Origin of the sequence: Allopusillimonas soli (assembly GCF_004153445.1) — a bacterium.
Classification (GTDB): Bacteria; Pseudomonadota; Gammaproteobacteria; order Burkholderiales; family Burkholderiaceae_B; genus Allopusillimonas; species Allopusillimonas soli.
The window spans coordinates 92,809-118,167 of record NZ_SDQC01000005.1; the positions used below are offsets into that span (position 1 = coordinate 92,809).

The following is a 25,359-nucleotide window of genomic DNA, read 5'->3' on the forward strand; positions in this document are numbered from 1 at the left end:
ATGATTACAGTGTGCGGGCGATTTCCCTGATTTCGAAGAACTCCAGCTGGTCGCCGATTTCGATATCATTGTTGCCCTTGAGCGTGATGCCGCAGTCAAAGCCCGATTTGACTTCCTTGACGTCATCCTTGAACCGGCGCAAAGAATCGAGCGAGCCCGTCCATTGCACAACATGGTTGCGCAGCAGCCGAACCTGGGCATCGCGGCGCACAACGCCGTCGATAACCATGCAGCCCGCAATATTACCCACGCGCGACACATGGAACACCTCGCGGATCTCGGCCGTGCCGATGACTTCTTCACGCTTCTCGGGCGCCAGCATGCCCGACAGGGCATTGCGAACATCATCCACGGCATCGTAAATGATGTTGTAGTAGCGCAAATCGATGCCATTGCTATCGGCAAGCTTCTTGGCGCTTTGCTCGGCCCTGACATTGAAGCCGATCACCACGGCGTGCGAGGCAATCGCCAAGTTGACATCGCTTTCGGATATACCGCCAACAGCGGCGTGCACAACCTGCACACGGACTTCGTCGGTAGACAGCTTGACCAACGACGCAACCAACGCTTCCTGCGACCCCTGCACATCTGTCTTGACAATAAGCGCCAGCGTTTGCACGCCTTCGCCTATGTTGTCGAACATGGATTCAAGCTTGGCCGCCTGTTGCTTGGCCAGCTTCACATCGCGGAACTTGCCCTGCCTGAACAGTGCGATTTCGCGCGCCTTGCGCTCATCGGACATGGCAATGACCTCATCGCCTGCGGCTGGCACCTCGGTAAGACCCTGTATCTCGACGGGGATGGAAGGCCCTGCGCTCGACACCGGCTTGCTGTTCTCGTTGAGCATGGCGCGGACCCGGCCATAGCTGGCACCGGCCAGCAATGCATCGCCGCGTGACAGCGTACCGCTTTGAACCAGAACCGTCGCCACCGGACCGCGTCCCTTGTCCAGGCGCGCTTCGATCACGATGCCCTTGGCGGGTGCATCGACGGGAGCCTTGAGTTCGAGTATTTCCGCCTGCAGCAGCACATTCTCGAGCAGATCATCAACCCCCTGGCCTGTCTTGGCAGAAACACCGATGAAAGGCACATCGCCGCCATATTCCTCTGGCACGACCTCTTCCGCAACGAGTTCTTGCTTGACGCGCTCGGGATTGGCTTCGGGCTTGTCGATCTTGGTAATGGCGACCACCAGCGGCACGTTGGCGGCCTTGGCGTGGTGTATGGCTTCCTTGGTTTGGGGCATGACGCCGTCATCGGCAGCCACGACAAGAATGACAATGTCGGTGGCTTTGGTGCCACGGGCACGCATGGCCGTAAAGGCCTCGTGCCCCGGCGTGTCCAGGAAGGTCACCATGCCACGATCGGTCTTGACGTTGTAGGCACCGATATGCTGCGTAATGCCGCCCGCTTCGCCCGATGCCACCTTGGTCCGGCGCACATAGTCGAGCAGAGAGGTCTTGCCATGGTCGACGTGGCCCATGACCGTGACGACTGGCGCACGCGGAAGGGCCTCGGCCTCGGAAGCCTCAACAGTGTCCAGAAAGGCCTCGGGATCGTCCAGCTTGGCGGCGATGGCGGTGTGTCCCAGTTCCTCGACCACTATCATGGCCGTTTCCTGATCCAGCACCTGGTTGATGGTAACCATCTGCCCCAGCTTCATGAGATGCTTGATGACCTCGGACGCCTTGATGGACATCTTGTGCGCCAGGTCTGCCACCGTGATGGTCTCGGGCACATGCACTTCGCGCGCAATGAATTCAACGGGTTGGACTTCCTTGCGTTCCGGCTGCGCATTGCGCCCGCGTCCGCGGGCCCCCTTGCCGCCCTTGCCCGCCTTGCCGCCGGCGCGCCAGCCTTCACGGCCAGGCGCGGAGGGCGCATTCTCGTTGCGGGCAGCCGGTTTCTTGCGGCCGCCGTCGTCCGACCAGGAGGAAGAAACCTCGGTCGCCTTGATAACTTTCTTGACGTCCCCAGCCTTGGCATCCTTCTTCCCCTTCGCGCCGGCTGGCTTGTGCAGCGTACCGGAAATACCCTGCGCTTCCGGTTCCGGCGCTTTGAGGACCTTGCGGGGGCGATGCAGCATGGCCCTCAGCGCAGCCGCCTCGGCTTCGGCCGCTCGGCGGGCGCGTTCGCGCTCGGAGTCTGCGGCAGAGGTATCGGCTCCGCGGCGGGCAGCGGGCTTGCTTTTCGGGGCCGCCGGCGCAGTTTCTTCCGGTTCGGCCGGCTTCACGGCTTCGGTCTGCTCGGGCGCTTCGGGCGCTTCGGGCGCGGCGGTGGCTTGCGCTTCCTGGGCCGGCTCTTCGGATTCCTGGGAAACAGCCTGCTCCGCCGCTGGCGCATCTTCGACGGGCTCGGACGGCACATCGGATTCAGCAGCGGGTTGATCAGCATCGACCACCTGTGGCTGCGTTTCTTCGTCCCGCACCGGCTCGGCCTTGGCTACCGTCGCCTCGGGTTCTGGGGAGGATTCGGCTGCGGGCGGCGTCGCGTCGTGGTGCTGCGGTTCAGCAGCAGTTTCCGCTGGCTGCGGCTGCGCCGGTTCGGCTACAACGGCAGGCTCGGCCACCGGTTGTGCAGGCACGGCGGATTCAACCGCGTCTGCCTGGGCCGCGACAGCATCCGCGTCAGCCGCCGCAGCTGCCTCTGCCTCCGCCCTGGCTTCAGCCGCCAGTTCCGCTGGATCCCGCTTGACAAAAACGCGCTTCTTGCGCACCTCTACCTGTATCGTGCGGGAACGTCCGGATCCGTCGGCCTGCCGGATCTCGGAGGTTTGCCGGCGGGTCAGCGTGATTTTCTTGCCCTCGGATCCGCCGTGGGCACGGCGCAACGAATCCAGTAGTTTCGCCTTGTCCGCGTCGGTGACGACATCTTCGACCGACTTGAGGTCAACGCCCGCGCCACGCAGCTGCTCCAGCAGTACGTTGGCAGGCATTTTCAGTTCGACGGCGAACTGGGCGACGGTGTTACTCGGCATTCGATTCTCTCTTGCTTTCTCAGCTACTTTTCAATAAACACTGACTCATATATGCATATGGTCAGGCCTCGTCGTCAAACCAATGTGCCCGGGCGCGCATGATCATTTCGCTGGCCGCCTCGCTGGGCAAGCCTGTCATCTCGGACAACTCGTCGGTGGCCAGCTCGGCCAGATCATCCAACGTCAGCACCTGGTTCTCGGCCAGGCGGGCAATGATTTCCGGCGTGATGCCCTCGACCTCGCGCAGGTCCTGCGCCACCGTCTGGGCCACTTCCTCGTGTGCGATGGCCTCGGTGAGCAGGGCATTGCGGGCGCGAGTGCGCAACTCGTTGATGGTGTCCTCGTCGAAGGCTTCGATCTCGAGCAATTCCTGCATGGGCACGTAGGCAATTTCCTCAAGCCCGGTAAATCCTTCATCGATCAGGATGTCGGCAACCTCTTCGTCAACGTCAAGCTTGCTGATGAAGGTCTGACGCACTGCGCTGCGCTCCTCTTCCTGGCGATTCTGGCTTTCTTCCGGGGTCATGATGTTGATCTGCCAGCCGGTGAGCTCGGAGGCAAGCCGTACGTTCTGCCCGCGTGCGCCAATGGCTTTGGGCAGGTTCTCGGCGTCGACCACGACATCCATGGCATGCTTGTCCTCGTCGACCACAATGGATTCGACATTGGCTGGCGCCAGCGCGCCGATGACGAACTCGGCCGGGTCCTCAGCCCACAGGACGATATCGACCTGCTCGCCGCCCAGCTCGTTGCGCACCGCCGTCACGCGCGAGCCCCGCATACCCACGCAAGTGCCGATGGGGTCTATGCGCTTGTCGTAGGCGATGACCGCGATCTTGGCGCGCACACCCGGGTCGCGGGCCGCCGCCTTGATCTCCAGCAGCCCCTGCTCGATCTCGGGGACTTCATTCTCGAACAGCTGGCGGATGAACTCCGGCGCAGTGCGAGACAGAAAAACCTGCTGGCCGCGCGCGGCATGATCCACCTTGAGCACCCAGGCGCGCACCCGATCGCCTACACGTATGTTTTCCTTGGGAATCATTTCGCTGCGCGGCAGGCGCGCTTCGATCTTACCCGTTTCGATGATGGCATCGCCCTTGTCCATGCGCTTGACACTGCCAGACACAATGGTTTCGCCGCGCTCGAGGAAATCGTTCAGCACCTGCTCGCGCTCGGCGTCGCGAATCTTCTGGAGAATGGCCTGCTTGGCGGCCTGCGCACCGATACGGCCGAATTCTTCGGGTTCAAGCGGCTCTTCGATGTACTCGCCCACCTCGATGCCGGGCACGATCTCCTGGGCGTCGGAATACAGCTCCTGTTGATCCGGTTCCTGCAGGCCCGCGTCATCGGGCACCACCAGCCAGCGGCGGTAGCCTTCATGCTCGCCGGTGTCGCGATCGATAGTCACGCGGATATCCGCCTCTTCCTTGAAGCGCTTTTTCATTGCAGACGCCAGAGCGCTCTCGAGCGCGCCAAACACGACTTCGCGTTCTACATTTTTCTCACGCGCTAAGGCGTCAACCAGCAAAAGAATTTCGCGACTCATCGCTTTTTACCCTTGAAATCGAGAATGGGATCCAGTTTGGCACGTTCGACGTCATCGAAAGTGAAATCAAGCACCTGGCCATCACCATCGTGCTGTTCGAGCTCCAGCGCGAACGCCGCTGGCGCCGACGCGCCGGCATCGGCGGGCGCGCGCAGAGTACCCACGAACACCTTGCGGTTGCCGACTGCGGTGCGCAGCCTGACTTCCACGCGCTGGCCCGAGAAACGCGTGAAATCGGCCACGCGCTTCAAAGGCCTGTCGGTGCCGGGAGAGCCTACTTCAAGACGCTTGTAATCAATGTCTTCAACCTCGAACACCCGCGACAGCTGCCGGGATACCTGCTCGCAGTCTTCGATGCGCACACCTTCCGGCCGATCGATCGTGACGCGCAGCAACCCCATGGGCGCACGCTCGACATCGACCAGCTCGATGTCCGAACCCGACAGTGCCTGTTGAGTCAAAGCAAAGATATCCGCCATAAATTCCAAAAAAAAATGGGCTGTACGCCCCAGCCCACTGATATTGCACCTGCGGTTCGAGGCCTGGCACCAAGCGCATGCCATGCATGCGCGGCCGCCAACCCCTACCAGGAAGCATTCGATAATGTGCCGCTACCATCGCAAATGACCATGGTCAAAAAAACAATGGAGCTGTAAAGCCGTCCATTCTAACAGAAATTTGGAAAATTTCCTGTGATGTCCGGACTTTACAGGTAAAAAGCAACACTGGCCGCCTGCCTTTATCTTCCCCGGCCGCCTCCAAGCTTGCCCAGATGAGATTCATGCGCAAAGGCCCCCCGAGGCTGCCAATCGTCACCGCGTGTCGCCGTGCCGGTGCGGCCGGTTCGCCGCTTTCCGCCCTTGCGCCCTTTCTCGGTCCCGCCGCCCTGGGCAGCGGCACCACTTTGCCCGCCGCCAGGGTTGCTGGCCGAGCGGGCGCCCGGCCCCCTGCGGCGTTGCTCCGCGCCCCCTGGTTTGCCGCGCGCCTTGCGTCCCTTGCTCTTGCCCTTTCCCGACGGCGCGCCCCCATTTGGATGCCCGTTGGGCAGGCCGCCACTGAACATCAGGCCGGTCCCGTAAGGGTCCGACGGGAAGGCGTCGTGGACAGCGGCCCCAACACCACGGCCACCGGAAAGCTTGCCGCGACGGCTGATCTTGGCGCCATTCATCCCATTGCGCTCGATCGTGCCAAAGCCCGGAGGCAATGCGCTATCGTACGACAAGGGCTGGCGCTCACGCCGGCCGCGTCCCCCGTCGCTGTCGTCGTCATCGCCGCGCAGCAGACCCAATTGAAGCATCAGGGCGGTAACCAGACTGCTGTCCAACTCCTCCCAACGCCCGCGGCGCAGTGTCCGCGGCAGAACGACCTCGCCGAACCGGGTACGGATCAGGCGACTGACTGTCACGCCCGCCTGCTCAAACATGCGGCGCACTTCGCGGTTGCGACCCTCCTTCAGCGTGACGCGATACCAGCGATTGCTGCCTTCTCCACCGATGTAGTCCAGCGTCCCAAAACGAGCCGGTCCATCTTCCAGCTGCACGCCGTCAGTCAAGCGGGCCTTCTGCTCGTCTGTCAACTCGCCCAGGACGCGCACTGCGTATTCACGCTCCGCACCATAACGGGGGTGCATCAGCCGGTTGGCCAGATCCCCAGAGGTGGTAAGAATAAGCAGCCCCTCAGTATTGAGGTCAAGACGGCCCACGGACAGCCATTTGCCCATTCTTACCTTGGGCAGACGTGCAAATACGGTGGCGCGTCCCGCGGGATCATCATGGCTGACAATTTCTCCGGCCGGCTTGTGGTACAGAATGATGCGGGGCGGCTTCTTGGCGTTGGGCCGCGCCACGGGTTTGCCATTGACCCGCACCAGGTCATTGGCACCCACGCGCTGACCTATATGGGCGGGCTCGCCATTGACGGAAACGCGCCCCGCAATGATGAGCTCCTCCATCTCGCGACGCGAGCCTATGCCGGCATCCGCCAGGACCTTGTGCAACTTGGGCATGAGCAGGTCGCTGCCAAGGTATTTGTTCAGCCGCTGGCTCATGTGGGCGGCATTGTCCAGGTACGACAGTGCCAGTTCCGTTTCCTGCTCGCTTTCTCCATTTTCATGACGGCGCCGATTGCGGCCACGATGGCGTCCAGCTTCGCCGCCAGCGGCTGTCCGGTTATCGGCGGCCTGAGCGTCCTGCCCTTGCCTGCCGCGTCTGCGCCCGGCAGGGTCGCGGTATGCCGGCTCCTGCCTGTCGGCCGCAAACGATGCCTGCTGATCCGGTTCGGCCTGTGCGCCCTCGGCAATGCCGCCCTGCGGCGCATTCTGGGCATCGCCGCGCCGCCGGCGAAACGGCGTGCGCAGCTTGCGTCCACGGCTTCTGTTCACACCCAGCCCCGCCGCATCGTCCGATGCCTGCGCCTGTGCGGACGCGCCGGCGTCCCCTGCATCAGCCTGCCTGAAGACCGAAGACGCCGGGTCTGCCGCCGCCGGCGGCAAAGCAGACGCGTCGCCCACCTGGCCGGAAACCTGCGCCTGTACTTCCGGCGCAATGGTCTGAACAGGCTCGCGAGACGCCGCATTCGCGCCAGCCCCTGTATCCGCCACTGGCTTGCGGCGCGCCTTGCGTGCCGGCGCGGGCGCATCAGGCGCTGCGCTTGTCTCCGGCGCCATCGCATCAGCCTGCAGGGCGGCTTTTGTGCGCCGGGGCCGCTTCACGGGCTCGGCCACTGCGGCGTCGGATGGCGCCGCAGCCATGGTAGGCTGGACTGGCATTGCGGCAGGCGATATGGCCACCGCGTCGCGCGCGCCGCTGTCCGCCTGGGCAGCATCCGCTTCGCTGCCGGGGCTCGCTGCTGCCTTGCGCGCCGACGATGCACGCGACGTCCTGGTTACCGTCCCGCTGGCTACCTTCTTGGCCGCCGTCTTCCTGGTGGTTTTCTTTGCCGCGGTCTTGGTGGCGGTCTTGGTGCCGGTCTTGGCTGTCCCCGCTTCAGGCATCTCTCCCACGGCTTTCCCTGCCGTTTTCGCGGCCGCCCTGCCCGACGTCTTCCTGACCGTGTCGCCCGCCACGCCGCCGCCGGACTCGTCGGAAGAGGCGGACTTCTTTGCTCGCGTCGCCCTTTTCTTCGGGCTGGCTTTCACCGGAATATCACCCAGTGGCAAGTCGAATTGTTCCGTGGATTCAGTCATTTTCTTTCAAGTACTCCGTATTTATTTCTTCTTCCAACCCCGCTTTGGCGGAATCAGCAACGTCCGATGCGCCGGGTTCCGGCTGCATAGCGGCAACATCCTGTGTGCCGCTCCCAATCTGTTCATTACGCGCGGCCGTGAGTTCGCCATCGTCATTCATATCGACAAAAGCCTCATCATGGTCGTCCGCATTGCGGCCGACCACTTCCTCAACTGCCGCATTGTCAGCACCCTCGCCATCTGCCACACCCTCGCCATCCGCGGCATCCTCGTCAGTCTCACCAGCCTCGGTTGGCGCGGAGTCAACCGCACCGCTGGGCGCCTCTTCAACCACTTCGAGCGCCAAGCCAGCCAACGCCACGACCTTATCGTGCGACTCGAGTTCGGGCAGGTCATCCAAGGCCTTGAGGCCAAGGTCATCCAGAAACTGACGTGTCGTGCCAAGCAGCGCCGGGCGCCCCGGGGCGTCGCGATGGCCCAGCACCTCGATCCAGCCTCGATCTTCAAGCGTCCGAACGATCTGCGACGACACGGTCACACCGCGTATGTCCTCGATGTCGCCGCGGGTGACGGGCTGGCGCCAGGCAATGATGGCCAGGGTCTCCAGGACAGCCCGCGAATATTTGGGAGGCTTTTCGGGATTCAGGCGCCCCAGATAGCGCTGCATCTCAGGGCGGCTCTGGAAGCGCCAGCCCGAAGCCAGGCTGACCAGTTCCAGTCCGCGATCCTGCCACATCTGCTGCAGCGATGCCAGATGCGCTTTCAGATCGTCATTGGAAAGGTCTTCGGTTGCGAATAACTTGCGCAACTCACCCAGCGGCATGGGCTGGTCGGCGCACAGCAGTGCGGTTTCAAGTGCCCGGATGATCTCGGTTTCAGTCATCAAATCGATTCAACATTCAAGGTGCTGCCCGTATCCAGAAGGGGAGGAGTCAGGGCTGGCGTTGCTTGCAACATGCCATGGTTAGTGTTAATATCTTTTTTTCCAGACGCGGGGTGGAGCAGTCTGGCAGCTCGTCGGGCTCATAACCCGAAGGTCACAGGTTCGAATCCTGTCCCCGCAACCAGATTCCCAAATGGGCCGGCCATGCGTCAAAGCAGCCGGCCCATTTGTTTTGCCGCTAGCCGCATCAACGCAAATACAGGCAATGGAACCGACCGCACCGCGAACACGATCGCGCCAGCACCCTCGCACCACAATATTATTCGCGTCAGCCACGTTCTTGCGGATCCTGCCCTCGCTGACGAGCGCCAACACAAGCCTGCGCGCGGCCGGAAAAGCATGATAGCCGCCACCGATGGCGTTCATATGTGCGATAAGCCCGCGCAAAACCCGGCTTATGCGCGCATGCCAGCCTGCTCCAGTCGTGCATTGCGTGGACAGACCATCGGATGTATGCGGAATATCAGCCATTATTCCCGTATTGGTGCAGAACCGGCTTTCCGGACCCTCGCCCTGCATGCCTGCAATGGCTGCCGGGTGATTAACGCAGAATAGCAACGGGCTGCTTTCGAGCCGCCTGACCGATGCCTGTTGGCATGCGGTTGAGCGAAAGCGCTTGCTTAAATTGTTCAATTTATATTGCAGTGGCTCGGGAACGGAACCCTGGAGCCGGCCAGCAGGCGCCTTGCATGCGTCGTGGTTAAAAGACCTAAGGGGCCAAGGGCTGCAAACCAGATTGCGTTACCCTGCCTGTGGCATATGTTTTCAATTACACCATCTGTACGCGCGCAATGCAACTGGGCCGTTGGGCCAGTTGCTGCCAGACCACAAGCTGGCCCGCGCTGAATGCATCAGACGCGCAGCGCCAGATCCTGCGCCAAGCCCCTCCAGAGACAATACACCCCCTTGGCCAGGCCCCACAGCGGCCGGCAGACCGTTGCCTGCAAGACTGTACAGTGGCGCATCAATACCTGCGGTGGACAGCGCCTGAAGCAAGTCGTTGGACGGCTGCCCATCCGCGATAACCAGCGCGTCCGCCAGGGCCGCCTGCCGCATCATGTCTCGCATCGGCGACGCAGTGCCAAGCACGGCAATACAGCCTCCGTAGAGATACCTGTCATTCAGAAAGGGGTCGTAGCGCAGCGTGTGCATGACGGGCGCCGCATCTTCCGCCGTGGCGCAGGACACAACAATGCGCTTGAATGGCGCCGACCTGCGGGAAAGGGCGTCCATAAAGCACTCGCGTAAAACCCGGGCCAATCCGGTGCGCATGGTGCAGCAGGGGCAATCGCCCCGGTTGATACGGGGTGTGTCGACGAGGGCCCGTGTGCGCGCAAAGGCCAGCCCAGGCAGATCGCCAGACGGCGCAAGCACGATGGCCGAGACGTCCGAATCGTCCGCACAAGGGGCAAGCAGGCGGCTGATCAGCGCCTGCCTGGCATGGGCCGAGGCCGCCGTCACCGCCGTCACGACAATTGCTCCCGCCATGTTGTATGCACACTCCCCGTCCTGTCAGCCGCATGGTCCCTCATTGCGGACATGGCCGCCCACCGCAAACCTTCAAGCAGGCAGTGGCGTCCTCAAAATCTCGCGGCAATTGACGCTATCATACTCTTGGCGGATGCATCCGCCCCGTGCATGTACTACTTTCCATATCGCCTTGACTCCTGAATTCAAGCTGATCCGCAATCTGCATGAAATTGATGCGCCATCGTGGAATGCGCTGGCTGGCACACATCCCTTTCTTCAGCACGATTTTCTGCTGGCCTTGGACGCCAGTGGCTGCGCCACGCCCGAAACAGGCTGGTCTCCGCACTACTTGCTGATGCATCGCGGTGGCGGCCTCGCAGGCGCGATGCCCCTGTATCTGAAGTCACATTCGCGCGGCGAATATGTCTTCGACTATGCCTGGGCGAACGCCTTTGCCCAGCATGGGCTGACGTATTATCCCAAGCTGCTTGCGGCAGTACCCTTCACGCCGGTGCCGGGCCCTCGCCTGCTGGCTGGCGACACGGCAGACCGAGTGTTGCTTGCGCGCGCGGCCGCGGCTATCGCGCGCGACAACGGCCTATCGTCCCTGCATGTTCTCTTTCCCGACTCGGATGACCAGGTCGCGCTGCAGCAGGCGGGATTCCTCATGCGCGAGAGTGTCCAGTTTCACTGGTTCAACCAGGACTACCGCAGCATGGACGATTTCCTGGCTCGTCTTACACAGCCGAAGCGCAAGAAAATAAAGCAGGATTGCAAGAAGGCCGCACAGGCCGGCGTCCGGTTTCGCTGGCTGCACAGTGGGCAGATCAGCCAGCGCGATCTCGACTTCTTCTATCGCTGTTATCAACAGACTTATCTCGATCATGGCAACCCGCCCTATCTGAGCAAGACATTTTTTGAACGCCTGCGCGCATGCATGCCGGACGCCCTGCTCATTGTGCAGGCCGAGCGCAACGGCCACCCCATCGCCGCCGCACTCAATATATGCGGAGACGATCGCCTTTATGGACGATACTGGGGCAGCATCGAATATGTGCCTGGACTGCATTTCGTGACGTGCTATCTGCAGGGCATCGAATACTGTATCGAAAAGGGCCTGGCGGTGTTCGAAGGCGGCGCGCAGGGAGAACACAAACTGTCGCGCGGCATGCTGCCCGTACCCACCCGGTCCGCGCACTGGATAGCCGATGAACGATATGCCCGCGCCATCGCCGACTTTCTCGAACGCGAAGCGCAGGTTATGGATGCATATATCGACGAGCTGAATGAGCACGCGCCGTATCGGAACCGGGCCGACTCGCAGCCTGCACACCCGGATGCGCGCCACGCCGCCGCCGCGAATAAAGACGCTACCAAATAACGAAGAACATCAGCCAGGCAACACAGAATGGAAGCGTGCCTGCGGCCACCAAGGCTAGCGCCGCGACACGCCGATGCAGGGCAGCGCCGCCCGAAGCGGAGATGCGCCAGACGAGCCGCAGGCTCCAGGCAAGCGCCAACCCCAGCAGAATGAACCGCAATGCCGTGGCCCAAGGCGTGCTTACGCCTTCGTTGTGCAGCAGCGTTAGGGTCGTGGCGGACAGTCCGAGAAACACGCCCACGCCCGCCGCCGGTATAAGCCCTTGCGCAAGGCGATGCAGATTGGCCCGCCCGACAGGCGCTCCCTTGGCATCATGCACGGCGGGCCCCGTGCACTGCGCGGCAGGGCGTGCGCCTCGAAGCAGGCGGCTTGCCATCCACAGAGAGCCATAAAGCGGCCCGCCGACAGCCAGCGCGGCACCAAAGATGAATAACAGGATCACCTGCCCGTCAAGCCAACTGAAACTGTCGTTCACATCGGGGTAGTGGGTAAGAATAAACCAAGGCGCGTTCTGCGCCAGCGGCCAGTAGATGTCGTGTTCCACCAGCCATGTTGCCTCCGCCTGCTTGATGGTGATGAACCAGGGGCTCGCGCTCCATAGAAACGCGCCGACGGCCAACCCCATGAGCCCGAACACGATCAGCGCGGTCTGCCAGTTGTCGCCCTGCGCGATGTGCACCACCTCGGCTTCGGGCGAACGCGGCGTAAGATGCACAGCGCCGCGATAGTCGCTGCAGCGGCCGCACATATGGCAATCGCCGGCGCCTTTCATGTGGCGCAGTGGAACCAGCGGCGCACAGTTGATGGCTGCGGTTCGGCGCTCTGGATGGCGCCATGCATCCTCGCTGACTTTGTAATGCCATGGCGCGAGCTTGGCAAGCAACTGGAACACGCCGTTGACCGGGCACAGATATTTGCACCATACACGCTTGCTGCGGCCATAGCGATAGCCCACCACCATCGCTGCGGCCGTGGATCCGCCCAGTACGGCCAATACAGCCAGCGGATACTGATAGACACTGACCAACTGGCCATAGATGGTCGTGAGCGAGAAGGCGACAAACGGCCACCCGCCCCATCTCATCCATCGGGGAATGGCATGCCCCTGGCCGTGTTCGCTGGCCCATTCAGTCAACATGCCCTCGGGACAGAACCAGCCGCACCATGCGCGGCCCAGCAGAGGCATGGACAAGAGCACAAATGGCCACCATACCCCCCAAAAAGCAAACTGCGCAAAAACAGTGAGGCTATTGAACACAGACGCCGTGCGGTCCGGCAAAGGCAGTAGGGCCGGCACGACAAGCAGCGTGAGATAAAAGCCAACGATGATCCATTGCAGGCGCCGCAGCCAGCGCGCGTGGTCGCGCAGGAAGTTGGCGAAGCCGGTCGCGCCCGAACGCAGTGCATGCAGCATGCCGCTCGCTCCGCACTAAGCCCTGGCCGATGCCGATGCCGCGCGCACCGTGCCAGAACTCGCATCCGCGCGGCGCAGCAGCAGATAGACTGTCAGCCAGTAGGCAAGCCAGAGAATCAGCTGCGACAGGCAGGGGTATGCACGATAGCCCGCGAAGTCGGCCAGCACTTTGCCCAGGTCGCCGCTGGTATCCAGCAGCCAGCTGCTGTCCCATACCGGGTCGACAAGCGTGGGCAGGACACCCAGGGAGATAAGATGATCAGCGCCGGATATCAGCAACGCGCTGGCCAGCAGGAGCAGCAGTATTTCCGTAAGCTTGAAAAAACGGCGCCAGGTAATGAGCCTGCCGCCAGCCTGCAGCAGCCAGAACGAAATCAGCGCCGCCACGAATCCCAGAGCACCGGCCAATGCGAGCATAGCGCCGGAGCCCTCGGCAACGCCGGCCATGATGGTGCCGTAGAGAAACACCACGGTTTCGCTGCCTTCGCGAGCCACGGCAATCGCAACCAGCACCAGCAGCCCCCACCAATTGTTGCTGGCCACATCCTGGCTGGCCCCCTGCTCCAGTTCGCGCTTGAGCCCGCGGCCATGGCAGCGCATCCAGTACACCATCTGCACCACCAAAGCGCAGGCGGCGAAAGCCATGATGGCCTGGAACCATTCCTGGCCAGTGTCCGAAAGCCAGGAAGATATCCCCAGCAGCACGAGCGCAAGCAGCACGGCCAGACCCAGCCCCGCGGCTACGCCCCCCCACAGCCAAGGCATTCCCTTGCGGCCCTCGGGACTGGCCCGAAGCCATGTGTACAAAATGCCCACGACCAGAAGGGCTTCGACGCTTTCACGCCAGACGATGAATGCAACTTGTTCCATAAATACCCATAGGGGTCACGGCTTGGGCAGCACGACCAGTGTGCCTTTTACATCTTGATGGAAGTCATCAAAAAAGGGGTACTCGCCAGGGCGCGAGATCGTAATGACCACAAACGAACTGACGCCAGGGCCCAGCACCTTTTCCTTGCGCAGCGGCAGGCTTTCGAACTCGACGGGCTGCTTGCTTTCGTTGATCAGCTTGATCTTGAAACGACCGGCCGGCACCTCGAGCCGCGCCGGCTCGAACGTGCCGTCATCCTTGAAACGCAATTCAAAGGTGGGCAGCCCGGCAGCCAGCGCAGGCCCGGCCGCGCACAGCAGGAGCACCGCCATCAACAAGCTGCGCAGCAACTTCGCCATCAGTAGCCGCCTTTCTTGCCTGTGCCTGCAAAGACGAACTCATAATGTTCTTCGAATGGCTTGAACCATGGCGCAACGCCGGTCTCTTTATCGACGTGGCGTCCGAAGTGATTCATCTTGTTGGCTTCCGGCGACGCGATGAAGAAAGTCAGTGTGTACTTGCCCGGCCCGTCGAGCTTGACGTTGTCGCCATAGTGTGGGCCATCATTGGCCACCATGGGCATCAGGTCGCCTTCGATAACCTCGTCGCTGCCCTTTTTCTGCAGGCGATACTTGATGTTCAGATACGGTGCCCAGGCGCCTTCCGGCAAGCCATTCTTGTTATCGGCCGTGGCATGGATGTCCGCCTCAAGATGAATGTCGGAATCCTTGGCATCGCGCATGACGCCCTCGGGTTCCATGGTCACCGGCTGAAGATAGACGGCGGCCACTTCAAGCCCCGCATGCTCGGCAGGCTGGCCTATCGGATATTCCAGCGCAAGCGCGGGCATTGCAAGCCCTGCACCCAATATCAATGTCGCCAAATGTTTGTACATGCCTCGCACTCCATTAACAAGATTCATTCTCATTATTATGAAGCAAGGCGTCTTACATGAATCTGAATGGGGCCGGATGCGGCAGTGGCCTATCCTTCGTTCTTGTCCTTGTTTTTGTCGCCAGGCGTTACGCCGAACGGGAAGACGGAGAACATGTTTCGCGTCTGGTCCTGCATTTGATCCTGCATCTGTACGAACAGGTTCTTGCTTTGATCCACGTAGTTGCTCATCATGTTCTGCAGTATCGGCGCCTGCACGTTCATGAATTGCGCCCAGGCCTCTGGCCCGAACTGCTGCCCGTAGAGGCCCTTGGATTGTTCCGCCATGCGCTCCTGGATCTCGATGAAGGCAGCAACATTCTTCTCCAGAAACGAACCCATCACGCCCTGCATGGCGTGTCCGTAGAATCGGATGATCTGCGACAAGGTGGTTGCCGAAAACATGGGCATGCCGCCGCTCTCCTCCTCGAGAATGATCTGGAGCAGGATGCTACGCGTGAGTTCCTGGCCTGTCTTGGCATCCACCACCTGGAACTGTTCTGCGTCCAACACCATCTGCTTGACATCGGCCAACGTGATGTAAGCGCTGTTGCGGGTGTCGTAAAGCCGTCTGTTGGGATATTTCTTGATCAGGCGTATTGCGCTTTGCGCGTCGGATTGGGTCATGACTCGAGCCGGTTAATGGGTGTCCATAGTAATAATTTTACAAACAGGGCGGGGCCATGAGAGCCCCAAGCCCAGAGGTTACCCCATATGCAGCCCGCCGTTCAGAGAAAAGTCGGCGCCCGTCGCAAAACCCGATTCGTCCGAGGCCAGCCAGGCCACAATGGAGCCAATCTCCTCCGGCGTGCCAAGACGGCGCACCGGGATGGTGGCTACGATCTTCTCCAGGATATCCGGGCGCATGGCCCTGACCATGTCCGTACCGATGTAGCCAGGCGACACGGTATTGACGGTAACGCCCTTGCCCGCCACTTCCTGGGCGAGGGCCATGGTGAAGCCATGGATGCCGGCCTTGGCTGTTGAGTAGTTGGTCTGGCCGAACTGCCCCTTCTGTCCGTTCACCGAGCTGATGTTGATAATGCGGCCCCATTGGCGATCGACCATGTCCTCGATGACCTGCTTGGTCACATTGAACAGGCTGTTCAGATTGGTGTCGATGACCGCCCGCCAGTCTTCGTGGCTCATCTTTCGAAACAGCCCGTCGCGCGTTATGCCGGCATTATTGACCAGGACGTCCACCGGCCCGAGGTTCTCCCGGATCTGGTTGAATGCCTGCATCGTGGAATCCCAGTCCGAGACATTGCCGACAGAGGCATGAAAGGTGTAGCCCTGTGCCGCCTGGTCATCGAGCCACTGCTGAAAATTGCGGCTGGGGCCGCAGCCTGCCACCACCGTAAAGCCATCCTTCGCCAAGCGCTGGCAAATGGACGTGCCTATGCCTCCCATCCCCCCCGTCACATAAGCAAGTTTGCCACCCATAGCCTTCTCCTTCTTCTTCATCAGTGTCTACAATGTCCCGCCAGCTTAGCTGGCGAATGTTGAAACCAGATTTAAATTTACAGCTAGGTTGCGCGTGTCGCGGCATAGCGTCCAGGCGCGGGCTCGATGGCCTTGTAGCCTGCGCCGCCCGGCTTGCGCGAGGCACGCACCATGGCGCCCGAATGACCGGCCAGCCAGGCGCTCCAGTCCGGCCACCAGCTACCGGGCCGCTCCTGTGCACCCGCCATCCAGAGGTCCGGGTCGCCGGGCAGCCCGTCGTCACAGGCATCGTGCACCCAGTGGCTGCGCCTGCCTTTGTCGGGCGGATTGATGACGCCCGCAATATGCCCCGAAGCCCCAAGCACGAACCGCGTTTCCCCGCGCAGCAACTGGCTGCTGGCATAGGCGGAGCGCCAAGGTACGATATGGTCGTCGCGCGAACCATACAGGTAAACGGGCATGCGCAAGCGGCCCAGATCCAGGGGATGGCCGTCAACCTTGATGCGACCCGGTATCTTGAGATTGTTCTCCAGGTAGGTATTGCGGAAATACCAGGCAAAGAACGGGCCGGGCAGATTGGTGCCGTCGGCATTCCAGTACAGAAGGTCGAACGCGGGTGGCGTGTTGCCCTTCAGATAGTTGCCGGCCACATAGTTCCAGACCAGTTCCGCCGGCCGCAGAAAGGAAAACGTGGTGCCAAGCTCGCGCGCGGACATGAGACCGCCGGCGCCAAGCTGCTGTTCCCGCGCCTGCGCATGCGCCTCGTCCACAAACACGCCGAGCACGCCGGTATCGCTGAAGTCGAGCAGCGTGGTGAGCAGCGTAAGTGCGCGCACGGGATCATCTCCGCGCGCCAGCGCCAGCGCCAGCGCCGACGCAAGCAGCGTCCCCCCGACGCAGAACCCGAGTGCATTGATCTGCGGTTGCCCCGACACCTCTCTCGCAACCCGCACCGCCTCGAGTACACCGTCACACAGATAGTCGCGCCATGTAGCGGCATCGATGCCGTCCCCATCCGACGGCAAGGGATTGCGCCAGGAAATCAGCATGACGGAAAACCCCTGCTCAAGCGCGTGGCGCACGAAGGAGTTGGCAGGCTGCAGATCCAAAATATAGTACTTGTTGATGCAGGGAGGCACGATAAGCAGCGGCGTGCGGTACGTCCGGGCGTTGCGGGGCGTGTACTGTATAAGCTGTATTAACTCGTTCTGGAAGATGACGTGCCCTTCCGTCGTGGCCAGCGACACGCCAAGCTGAAAGCCCGATTCATCCGATTGCGTCAGGCGCCCCCGCTGCATGTCTTGCATGAGATTGCCGAGCCCGCGCAGCAAGGACTGACCGCCAGTCTCAAGCAGCGCCTGCTGCGCCTCGGGATTGGTGGCGATGAAATTACTCGGTGAACTGGCCTCCGCCCATTGCATCACGGCAAAACGCAGCCGGTTGCGTGCCGCCTCCGGCAGTTGCGCCGCCTCGACCATATCGGAAAGCGCTTTCGAGGAAAGCGTCCACGCGTGAGCCATGAAGGCATGGCGAGGATCGCTGGCCCAGGCCGGATTACTAAACCGTCTATCGCGAGGTGGTTCCAAGCCGCCTTGCTGTGCCTGCGCACAGAGGGTGTGCCATCCCCGCGCAAACTCTGCCTGAATTTCCGCAAGCCTGTCCGGCGCGATGCCGACCGGCATAGGCCGTGTTGACGAATATGAAGCACTCAATTCAGACACCTTGGTAATGCAACGCTCTGTGGGTCAATGGTGTCCGTCGCGCAGGAGGCTGTCAATCAGGGTAAGTCGCTAGCACCCGTCAGCCAGGCCAGCGTTGCCATGCGTCCGGTCACGTGCTCGCGCCGATACGAATAATACAATCTGTCCCGCCTGTACGTGCATTCACCGCTGAGTTCGATGTCACTCACGCCGGCGCGCTGCAGCCTGTATCGCGCCAGGCCTGCCAGATCCGCCAGCCATTTGCCACCGGCAGGCCGTGCCGCGAAGAATGTGCGGGCGCCAGAATCCTTGCAAGTGAAAGCATCGAGTACATCGCCACCCACCTCGAAATGCACCTGGCCGATGCCAGGCCCTATCCAGGCGCGCCACGAAGCCGCTTGTGGCGCACGTTTGCGCAGGCATCCCAGGGTATTCTCCAGCACGCCTGCCGCCAGACCCTTCCAGCCCGCATGCGCAACGCCAAGCGCCCTGCCATCGCTGCTTGCTATGACGATGGGCAAGCAATCGGCGGTCAAAATTGCCAGCACCTGCCCGGGACGTTCCGTGATCGACGCATCGGCGGGCGGGGCAGCCTCCCCTTCCGGCCCGCCGCGGGCGGCGCCATCCGCGCCGGTCGGGCATACGGCATAGCAGCCCAGATCAGCATCCCAGACGGCTGCGCCGTGCACTTGACGCAGCCAGCACGGCTCGCCCGGCAGGCCGGCACGCAGCACCTGACGATTGGCTGCCACGTCCGTGGGGTCGTCGCCTGCATGCTCGCCGAGATTGAACGACGTCCAAACCCCGCGACTGCCGCCTCCGGCGCGCGTCGTGCAAAAATAATTCACGCCCGGCCATGCCTGGCCTGAAATGGTTGCCGGTGCGTCCGTATCGTCATGCCGCGTCAAGTTTGCCATGCAATAGTGTCCAGTACATGCTGAAGATCGGCTGCCAACTCGGACTCGAAAGCCAACCGCTCGCCAGTGGAAAAATCGTCGAAACGCAAGGCGCGCGCATGAAGTAGATGGCGGGCCACGCCCTCGGCCATGCGCCCTCCGTATAGCGTGTCGCCCAGCAGGGGATGGCCTATGCTGGCCATATGCACGCGAATTTGATGCGTGCGCCCTGTCTCGAGCGCACACACGACTTCAGTGACGGGCCAGCGCGGCCCGGCCTGTCCGCCATCGCATGCCCCATTCTGCTGCAAGTGGCCCGACCTGAGCGGTGTGTAGTGCGTTACGGCCGGCTTGGGTGCAATAGGGCGTTCCGCCGACATACGCACCGGGACACGCGGATCTCGGCCTATCTGCGCGCGTACGGTGGAGGCTTGCCGCAGCTGGCCATGCACCAGCGCAATATACTCCCGGCTGACACTGCGCGCCTGCAGCTGACGCACCAGATGGGTTTGCGCCCGTTCATGGCGTGCGACGACCAGCAGGCCCGAGGTGTCCTTGTCCAGGCGATGCACTATGCCCGCCCGCGGCACCGAGACCAACTCCGGATAGCGGAACAGCAGGCCGTTGAGCAGGGTACCGCTCCAGTTGCCCGCTCCCGGATGCGTGACCAGGCCTGCTGGCTTGTCAACCACGATCCAGTCGGGGCTTTCGGCGATGACGCCGAAAGCCACATCCTGAGCCGTGAAGGCGAGGGATTCGGGCGACGCCTGGATCCAGACGGTAAGCTCGTCGCCCGGGTAGACGGCTTGCTTGCGCTTGCCCGTCTGCCCGTTGACCAGCACCTTGCCGTGCTCGATCCACCCCTGCAGGCGGCTGCGGGAATGTTCGGGCAGCAGCCGCGCCAGCGCCTTGTCCAGGCGCTCGGCGGGCGCGTCCGGCGCAAGCCGGAACATAATGGGCTGGGACGCCGGGGAACGTTGGTGGGCGTTTTCCGTCTCAGGCATAATGAGTAACCGTATAATCAGCGTGCAATGCTAACACCAAGGATGCTTTCTGTGACCCGAACCGATTCCTATTCGCTGCGCCACCCTGGCCATGCACGCCTGTGGCTGGCCATGCTGGGGCTGATTGCCATCATGCTGCTTTCCGCCTGCGGAACGACCAAGCCTGAACGCGACGAAACGGCGGGCTGGACGGCCGAGCAGTTGTACAAGGACGCCCGCAATGAGATGTCTGCCGGCAACTGGGAAAAAGCGCGTACGCGACTGGAAACAATCGAGGCGCGCTACCCGTTCGGCCCTTATGCGCAGCAGGCGCTCATCGACCAGGCCTATGTCAACTGGAAGGATGAAGAGCCGGAACAGGCACTGGCCGCCATCGATCGCTTTCAGCGCCAGTATCCCAACCACCCCGGCTCCGACTACATGCTCTATCTGAAAGGGCTTGTTACCTTTACGCCACCCAGCGCTGCATTCTCGAAGATCACGCGCCAGGACCCCAGCGAGCGCGACCCCAAGGGACTGCGCGAGTCCTACGAGGCCTTCAACGAGCTCATCAAGCAGTATCCAGACAGCCGCTACGCAACAGACGCCCGCCTGCGCCTCACCTGGCTCGTGGACACCATTGCCAAGAACGAGGTGCATGTTGCGCAGTACTATTACGAGCGCGGCGCGTATGTGGCGGCTGTCAATCGCGCCAAGACCGTGATCTCCGACTTCCAGGGCGTTCCCGTCGCTGAAAAGGCGCTGTACATCATGATGCTGTCCTACGATAAGCTGAATCTGCCCAAGCTGCGCGACGATGCCAAACGCGTGTTGGACACCAACTATCCCGACAGCAAATACTACAAGCAAGGGTTGGACGAAGAAGGAAGCGCCTGGAATCCGATCAACTGGTTCTAGCCCTGCCCGGCGCGTTGGCCAAGCGCGCTGCCCGCTCAGGGCGGCAGCGTTTCCGCCGCAACTGCGTGACTGCCGGCCTGCTTCTCCCGCAGGAATGCCAGCGCCTGCCCTGCTTCCCGTGTGCGGGAAAAAGGCGGCAAGCCCCGCCACAACAGGCGTCCGTAGGGCTTATCAACCAGGCGTGTATCACCGACTAGCAGCACGCCCCAATCAGCCTCGGAGCGTATCAGCCTGCCTGCGCCTTGCTTGAGTGCAATGGCCGCCTCGGGCAATTGATACTCCATGAATGGGTTGCCGCCCTGGGCACGGCATTGGTTCAGGCGCGCCGCGAGCACGGGGTCGTCAGGCGGTGCGAAGGGCAGCTTGTCGATTGCAACCAGCGTAAGCGCATCGCCCGGCACATCGATGCCCTCCCAGAAACTCGCGCTGCCTACCAGCACTGCATTGCCCGCCTGGCGAAAACGCTCCAGCAGGGCTCTGCGTGCGATGTCGCCCTGTTTCAGCAGCAAGCGATCCATGCCCACGTCCTCGAAGCACGCTTCAAGCAAGGAGGCAATATGGTCTACTGCCCGCAGGGTCGTGCATAACACCAGCACGCCGCCTTGCGCCGCGGTAACCAGCGGCATCAGCGTCTCGACAAAACGCTGATTGAAGCGCTGATCGCCAGGCAGCGGCAGATTGCGCGGCACGTAGAGAACGCCCTGCGACCCGTAATCGAATGGTGAATCCCAGTGCATGGCCGCGGCCTCTGCCAGACCCAGCTGGCGGGTGAAATGGCCAAAATCGCCATTTACCGACAGTGTGGCGGAGGTAAGCACCCACGCCTGCCCGGGGCGCCGGTAACGCGAGAATATCTGCGCCACCGACAACGGCGCGCTGTGCAGGCGCAGATGGCTGGGCCCGAGCTCGGCCCAGCGGACCGACGGTACGCCGCGCAGGCCTGACACAGCGGGCGCCTGCAGGTCCGGCGAAACCGCTGGCGCATTGAGCTCGAAGCTGCCCGCAACGGAGGGCAGCGGCGCGAGTGGATCATCGTCCCGCGTTAGGCCAGGCAGCGGCCGCGCCAAGGCATTGTTTCCAAGACGATCAGGCTGGCTCCACAGAAAAAGCCGGGCGCGTAAATCCAGGCATGACTTCAGGGCGGCGGCCAGATCGGGATGTTTGTCCCGCACCACGCCCAATAGTTGAGCGCTGCGATCGAGTGTCGCCAACAGCTGCGCCAGGCCCTCGTCGAAGGCCTGGGCCTCAGGCATGGCCTCGAACGTGGCCTTGCGCCCGGGCAGCTTGTCTATGGGCGCGGCAGCCAGCCTGAGATTGCGGGCGGCCTGTTCGATTTCCTTGCCCACGAGGCTCCAGTTGGTTGCTTCGCGTGCATGGGCAAGCCCGGCCGCCTCGGTGCCGCGGGCGAGATCGAGCAGTTGGTGCGTCGAAACGCTGGTCCCGAGGAACCGCGTGGCGATGTCGGGCAACTGATGCGCTTCGTCGAACACCACAAGATCGACATCGGGCAGCAAATCGGTGATGCCTTCCTCGCGCAGCACGATGTCCGCCATGAACAGCGCGTGATTGACGACCACGAGATCTGCATCCTGGGCCTGGCGACGCGCCTTGAGAACGAAGCAGTCCTTGACGTGAGGACACTCCTGCCCGAGGCAGTTTTCACGCGTGGAGGTCACGCGGTTCCAGATATCGGCGTCTTCGGGCACTTCGGCCAGATCGCCGCGATCGCCAGTGGCGGTACGGCCTGCGAAAACCTGGATGCTGCGCAACTGGCCGATTTCAGCACGGGACTTGAGCGCGCGGTCGTCGCCCGCCAGCCGGCCCAGATGATAATGGCACACGTAATTGCCTCGCCCCTTGAGCAGGGCGACGGAAACCGGCAGGGCCAGGGCCTCGCGCAGCCGGGGCACATCGCGGCGAAATAACTGGTCCTGCAGCGTGCGGGTGCCCGTGGAGACCAGCACCTTGCCGCCGCTGAGAAAGGCCGGCACAAGGTAAGCCCACGTCTTGCCCGTACCCGTTCCGGCCTCGGCAATGAGCGTGGAGCGCTCCTGGAGCGTTGACTCGATGGCCTGAGCGAGCTCGAGCTGGGCCTGGCGGGGACGATAACCCGGCAGAGCCTGGGCAAGCGGCCCATCGGCGGCAAACAAGTCGGACAATTCCTGGAAAAGCATCGAAAGGTAAATAAGAGGAAACGCGGTCGAGGCGCGTACGCCAAAAACGGTAAAGTATGGCCTGGAGGCGCAAGCCATGATGATAACCCTGTATTTATTCCCAGGCTTGCCGTTGTGGCAGAATGCGCCGCGTACCCCTCATTTTTTTTGACCAATGACTGACACACTCGCTCATCCCGTATCCGACGCCATCGCCCCTCATCAAACCGATCCCGCGCGTATTCTTGCCCTGCTTGCCACCGAGTTGGGCATACGCCCGGCACAGGCGGCAGCGGCGGTGGATCTGCTGGACGGCGGCGCCACAGTGCCTTTCATCGCCCGCTACCGCAAGGAAGCCACCGGCGGCCTCGACGACACCGTGCTACGCAACCTCGAAGTGCGCCTGTCCTATGTGCGCGATCTCGAAAGCCGCCGTGCCGCCATCCTGGATTCCATCTCCCAGCAGGGAAAGCTCACACCCGAACTCGAACAGACCCTGCGCGCGGCCGACACCAAGCAGCGTCTGGAAGATCTTTATGCGCCCTACAAGCCCAAGCGCCGCACCCGAGCCCAGATCGCGCGCGAGGCGGGCCTGGAGCCTCTGGCGGACGCCATTCTTGCCGATCGGGCCTGCGATCCGGCCGCGCTTGCCCAGGGCTATATCAACCCCGAGACGGTAAAAGATGCCAAAGCCGCGCTGGATGGCGCACGGGACATTCTTGCCGAACGCTACGCGGAAGACGCCGACCTGCTGGCCGATTTGCGCGAACATTTGTGGAACACCGGCCTGCTCTACGCAAAGGTCGTCGAGGGCAAGGAAACCGAAGGGGCGAATTTCCGCGATTGGTTCGATTTCAGCGAACCGCTGCGCTCAGTACCCTCCCACCGCATGCTTGCACTGTTGCGCGGACGCCAGCAGGGCGTATTGGACATACGGTTGGGCCTTGATGCGGAACTCGAATCCCTCACACCGCATCCCTGCGTCGAACGGATAGCCCGGCGCCTGGGCATGGGCGCTGAGTTCGGTCCCGAGGCCTCGCCGCGCGGCCGCTGGCTTGGCGAAGTGTGCCGCTGGACGTGGCGCGTCAAACTATTGACGGCATTCGAATCCGAGCTGATTGGCCGGCTGCGGGAGCAAGCGGAAGAGGAAGCCATCCGGGTTTTTGCAGCCAACCTGAAAGATCTGTTGTTGGCTGCGCCGGCCGGCCCCAAGGCCGTGCTGGGCCTGGACCCGGGCATACGCACCGGTGTCAAGGTGGCGGCCATCGATGCCACCGGCAAGGTGCTTGCCACGGCCACCGTCTACCCATTCGAACCTCGCCGCGACCGGGAGGGGGCCATCAATACGCTGGCAGCGCTCATCGCGCGCCACAAGCTGGAACTCGTGGCCATAGGCAATGGCACCGCCTCGCGTGAAACCGAGAAGCTGGTTGTAGACATGCAGGCCAAGTTTCCTGAGCTCGCCCTGACGCGCGTCATGGTCTCGGAGGCTGGCGCCTCGGTGTATTCCGCCTCTGAACTGGGTGCTGCGGAATTCCCTGATCTTGATGTCAGCCTGCGGGGCGCGGTTTCCATTGCGCGCCGGCTCCAGGATCCCCTGGCCGAGCTGGTCAAGATTGAACCCAAGGCCATCGGCGTCGGGCAATACCAGCACGATGTCAATCAGCGGGAACTGGCCAGGTCGCTGGACGCGGTCATCGAGGATTGCGTGAACGCGGTAGGCGTCGACCTGAACACGGCCTCCGCTCCGCTGCTTACCCGCGTCTCGGGGCTGAACAGCCTGCTTGCCCGCAATATCGTGGCTTGGCGGGACGAAAACGGCGCCTTCGCCGACCGCAAGAGCCTGCTCAAGGTGCCCCGTTTCGGCGACAAGGCCTTCGAGCAGGCGGCTGGCTTCCTGCGTGTGCGAGAGGGAAGCAACCCTCTGGACGCCTCCAGCGTTCACCCCGAGGCCTATCCGGTGGTCGAGCGCATTCTGGCACGCATCCAGGCCGACGCTCGCGACATCATGGGTAAACAGGGCACGCTGAAGGGCATCTCGCCATCCGAATTCACGGACGAGCGTTTTGGCCTGCCAACCGTTCGCGACATCTTCCAGGAACTCGAAAAACCAGGCCGTGACCCTCGTCCCGAATTCAAGACGGCGCAGTTCAAGGAAGGCGTCAATGCCATTTCAGATCTGCATGAAGGCATGATTCTGGAAGGGGTGGTCACTAACGTCGCCAATTTTGGCGCATTCGTCGACGTCGGCGTGCACCAGGACGGCCTGGTGCATATCTCCGCCTTGTCCAACCGCTACGTCAAAGACCCGCGCGATGTCGTGCGCGTGGGCCAGACGGTGAAGGTCAAGGTGCAGGAAGTTGATGTGCCGCGCAAGCGCATCGGCCTCACCATGCGGCTGGACGACGATGCGCCGCCAGCCCGGCGATCTGCGGGCGGCGACCACCGCCCATCAGGCGCTTCCAGGCGTGCAGGCGCTGGAGGCAAGGCGCAGGCTGAAGGCATGGGAGCCATGGCGGCGGCATTTGCACGGTTGAAGCGGTAGCC

The 25,359-nt window shown here is 62.4% G+C and carries 19 protein-coding genes and 1 tRNA gene; 4 read left to right on the forward strand and 16 right to left on the reverse strand.

Translation table 11 applies throughout. The features are described 5' to 3' along the window. Nucleotides 1-4: 4 nt before the first annotated feature. From infB to scpB, 5 genes are all read right to left on the reverse strand, one after another. On the reverse strand, nt 5-2,977 hold the full coding sequence (gene infB, locus ERD78_RS15395; protein ID WP_129970225.1) for a translation initiation factor IF-2: 2,973 nt from the start codon (nt 2,975-2,977) through the stop codon (nt 5-7). A 61-nt stretch (nt 2,978-3,038) separates the two neighbouring features. Further along, nucleotides 3,039-4,523, reverse strand: a complete 1,485-nt coding sequence (gene nusA / locus ERD78_RS15400; protein ID WP_129970226.1) for a transcription termination factor NusA — start codon at nt 4,521-4,523, stop codon at nt 3,039-3,041. Then, nucleotides 4,520-5,002 (reverse strand): ribosome maturation factor RimP, encoded by a 483-nt coding sequence (gene rimP / locus ERD78_RS15405; RefSeq protein ID WP_129970227.1) that lies wholly within the window; start codon nt 5,000-5,002, stop codon nt 4,520-4,522. Before rimP ends, nusA begins: the two co-directional genes overlap by 4 nt. 260 nt (nt 5,003-5,262) lie before the next feature. Next, on the reverse strand, nt 5,263-7,014 hold the full coding sequence (locus ERD78_RS15410) for a pseudouridine synthase (RefSeq protein ID WP_371734618.1): 1,752 nt from the start codon (nt 7,012-7,014) through the stop codon (nt 5,263-5,265). 685 nt (nt 7,015-7,699) lie between these two features. Then, nucleotides 7,700-8,590, reverse strand: coding sequence for an SMC-Scp complex subunit ScpB (gene scpB / locus ERD78_RS20045; protein WP_245152495.1), 891 nt, complete (start codon nt 8,588-8,590; stop codon nt 7,700-7,702). Nucleotides 8,591-8,697: 107 nt separating this feature from the next. Between scpB and ERD78_RS15420 the strand changes: the two genes are divergently transcribed. Beyond that, a tRNA-Met gene (locus ERD78_RS15420) sits at nt 8,698-8,774 on the forward strand. Nucleotides 8,775-9,415: 641 nt separating this feature from the next. Here ERD78_RS15420 and ERD78_RS15425 read toward each other — a convergent pair. Continuing rightward, a complete protein-coding gene (locus ERD78_RS15425; RefSeq protein ID WP_129970228.1) occupies nt 9,416-10,138 on the reverse strand; it encodes a CobW family GTP-binding protein in 723 nt (240 codons plus the stop codon). 133 nt (nt 10,139-10,271) lie between these two features. Here ERD78_RS15425 and ERD78_RS15430 point away from each other — a divergent pair, with 133 nt between their 5' ends. Continuing rightward, nucleotides 10,272-11,501, forward strand: a complete 1,230-nt coding sequence (locus ERD78_RS15430) for a GNAT family N-acetyltransferase (protein ID WP_129970229.1) — start codon at nt 10,272-10,274, stop codon at nt 11,499-11,501. Here the strand turns inward: ERD78_RS15430 and ERD78_RS15435 are convergent. From ERD78_RS15435 to ERD78_RS15475, 9 genes are all read right to left on the reverse strand, one after another. Continuing rightward, complete coding sequence (locus ERD78_RS15435) at nt 11,491-12,915, reverse strand: 4Fe-4S binding protein (RefSeq protein ID WP_129970230.1); 1,425 nt, start codon at nt 12,913-12,915, stop codon at nt 11,491-11,493. The genes ERD78_RS15430 and ERD78_RS15435 overlap by 11 nt on opposite strands. Before the next feature lie 15 nt (nt 12,916-12,930). After that, nucleotides 12,931-13,785: an FTR1 family iron permease gene (locus ERD78_RS15440; RefSeq protein WP_129970231.1), complete on the reverse strand. Its 855-nt coding sequence runs from the start codon at nt 13,783-13,785 to the stop codon at nt 12,931-12,933. A 15-nt stretch (nt 13,786-13,800) separates the two neighbouring features. Continuing rightward, nucleotides 13,801-14,145: a cupredoxin domain-containing protein gene (locus ERD78_RS15445; protein ID WP_129970232.1), complete on the reverse strand. Its 345-nt coding sequence runs from the start codon at nt 14,143-14,145 to the stop codon at nt 13,801-13,803. Continuing rightward, nucleotides 14,145-14,681, reverse strand: coding sequence for an iron transporter (locus ERD78_RS15450; protein ID WP_129970233.1), 537 nt, complete (start codon nt 14,679-14,681; stop codon nt 14,145-14,147). The genes ERD78_RS15445 and ERD78_RS15450 overlap by 1 nt, the downstream gene beginning before the upstream one ends. An 89-nt stretch (nt 14,682-14,770) precedes the next feature. Beyond that, nucleotides 14,771-15,346 (reverse strand): polyhydroxyalkanoate synthesis repressor PhaR, encoded by a 576-nt coding sequence (gene phaR, locus ERD78_RS15455; protein WP_129970234.1) that lies wholly within the window; start codon nt 15,344-15,346, stop codon nt 14,771-14,773. 78 nt (nt 15,347-15,424) lie between these two features. Beyond that, on the reverse strand, nt 15,425-16,162 hold the full coding sequence (gene phbB / locus ERD78_RS15460; protein WP_129970235.1) for an acetoacetyl-CoA reductase: 738 nt from the start codon (nt 16,160-16,162) through the stop codon (nt 15,425-15,427). 83 nt (nt 16,163-16,245) lie between these two features. Continuing rightward, on the reverse strand, nt 16,246-17,874 hold the full coding sequence (phaC, locus tag ERD78_RS15465) for a class I poly(R)-hydroxyalkanoic acid synthase (RefSeq protein ID WP_129970236.1): 1,629 nt from the start codon (nt 17,872-17,874) through the stop codon (nt 16,246-16,248). A gap of 65 nt (nt 17,875-17,939) precedes the next feature. After that, entirely contained in the window at nt 17,940-18,779 is an 840-nt protein-coding gene (gene pgeF, locus ERD78_RS15470; protein ID WP_129970237.1) for a peptidoglycan editing factor PgeF, read from the reverse strand. Continuing rightward, the gene (locus ERD78_RS15475; protein ID WP_129970238.1) at nt 18,767-19,762 is read right to left on the reverse strand and encodes an RluA family pseudouridine synthase; all 996 of its coding nucleotides are present in this window, start codon (nt 19,760-19,762) and stop codon (nt 18,767-18,769) included. Before ERD78_RS15475 ends, pgeF begins: the two co-directional genes overlap by 13 nt. Nucleotides 19,763-19,873: 111 nt before the next feature. Between ERD78_RS15475 and ERD78_RS15480 the strand changes: the two genes are divergently transcribed. Next, nucleotides 19,874-20,659, forward strand: coding sequence for an outer membrane protein assembly factor BamD (locus tag ERD78_RS15480; protein ID WP_129970544.1), 786 nt, complete (start codon nt 19,874-19,876; stop codon nt 20,657-20,659). Between the two features lie 35 nt (nt 20,660-20,694). Here the strand turns inward: ERD78_RS15480 and yoaA are convergent, their stop codons facing one another. Next, entirely contained in the window at nt 20,695-22,833 is a 2,139-nt protein-coding gene (gene yoaA, locus ERD78_RS15485) for a DNA repair helicase YoaA (protein WP_129970546.1), read from the reverse strand. 154 nt (nt 22,834-22,987) lie between these two features. Between yoaA and ERD78_RS15490 the strand changes: the two genes are divergently transcribed. After that, a complete protein-coding gene (locus ERD78_RS15490) occupies nt 22,988-25,357 on the forward strand; it encodes a Tex family protein (RefSeq protein ID WP_129970239.1) in 2,370 nt (789 codons plus the stop codon). Nucleotides 25,358-25,359 lie beyond the last annotated feature (2 nt).

Coding starts and splice junctions, on each gene's coding strand:
- infB (WP_129970225.1), bottom strand. CDS start 2,977: ATGCCGAGTAACACCGTCGCCCAGTTCGCCGTCGAACTGAAAATGCCT.
- ERD78_RS15435 (WP_129970230.1), bottom strand. CDS start 12,915: ATGCTGCATGCACTGCGTTCGGGCGCGACCGGCTTCGCCAACTTCCTG.
- phaR (WP_129970234.1), bottom strand. CDS start 15,346: ATGACCCAATCCGACGCGCAAAGCGCAATACGCCTGATCAAGAAATAT.
- ERD78_RS15475 (WP_129970238.1), bottom strand. CDS start 19,762: ATGCCTGAGACGGAAAACGCCCACCAACGTTCCCCGGCGTCCCAGCCC.
- nusA (WP_129970226.1), bottom strand. CDS start 4,523: ATGAGTCGCGAAATTCTTTTGCTGGTTGACGCCTTAGCGCGTGAGAAA.
- phbB (WP_129970235.1), bottom strand. CDS start 16,162: ATGGGTGGCAAACTTGCTTATGTGACGGGGGGGATGGGAGGCATAGGC.
- pgeF (WP_129970237.1), bottom strand. CDS start 18,779: ATGGCAAACTTGACGCGGCATGACGATACGGACGCACCGGCAACCATT.
- scpB (WP_245152495.1), bottom strand. CDS start 8,590: ATGACTGAAACCGAGATCATCCGGGCACTTGAAACCGCACTGCTGTGC.
- ERD78_RS15445 (WP_129970232.1), bottom strand. CDS start 14,145: ATGGCGAAGTTGCTGCGCAGCTTGTTGATGGCGGTGCTCCTGCTGTGC.
- ERD78_RS15480 (WP_129970544.1), top strand. CDS start 19,874: ATGCTGGGGCTGATTGCCATCATGCTGCTTTCCGCCTGCGGAACGACC.
- rimP (WP_129970227.1), bottom strand. CDS start 5,002: ATGGCGGATATCTTTGCTTTGACTCAACAGGCACTGTCGGGTTCGGAC.
- yoaA (WP_129970546.1), bottom strand. CDS start 22,833: ATGCTTTTCCAGGAATTGTCCGACTTGTTTGCCGCCGATGGGCCGCTT.
- ERD78_RS15440 (WP_129970231.1), bottom strand. CDS start 13,785: ATGGAACAAGTTGCATTCATCGTCTGGCGTGAAAGCGTCGAAGCCCTT.
- ERD78_RS15425 (WP_129970228.1), bottom strand. CDS start 10,138: ATGGCGGGAGCAATTGTCGTGACGGCGGTGACGGCGGCCTCGGCCCAT.
- ERD78_RS15450 (WP_129970233.1), bottom strand. CDS start 14,681: ATGTACAAACATTTGGCGACATTGATATTGGGTGCAGGGCTTGCAATG.
- ERD78_RS15430 (WP_129970229.1), top strand. CDS start 10,272: ATGCATCCGCCCCGTGCATGTACTACTTTCCATATCGCCTTGACTCCT.
- ERD78_RS15490 (WP_129970239.1), top strand. CDS start 22,988: ATGACTGACACACTCGCTCATCCCGTATCCGACGCCATCGCCCCTCAT.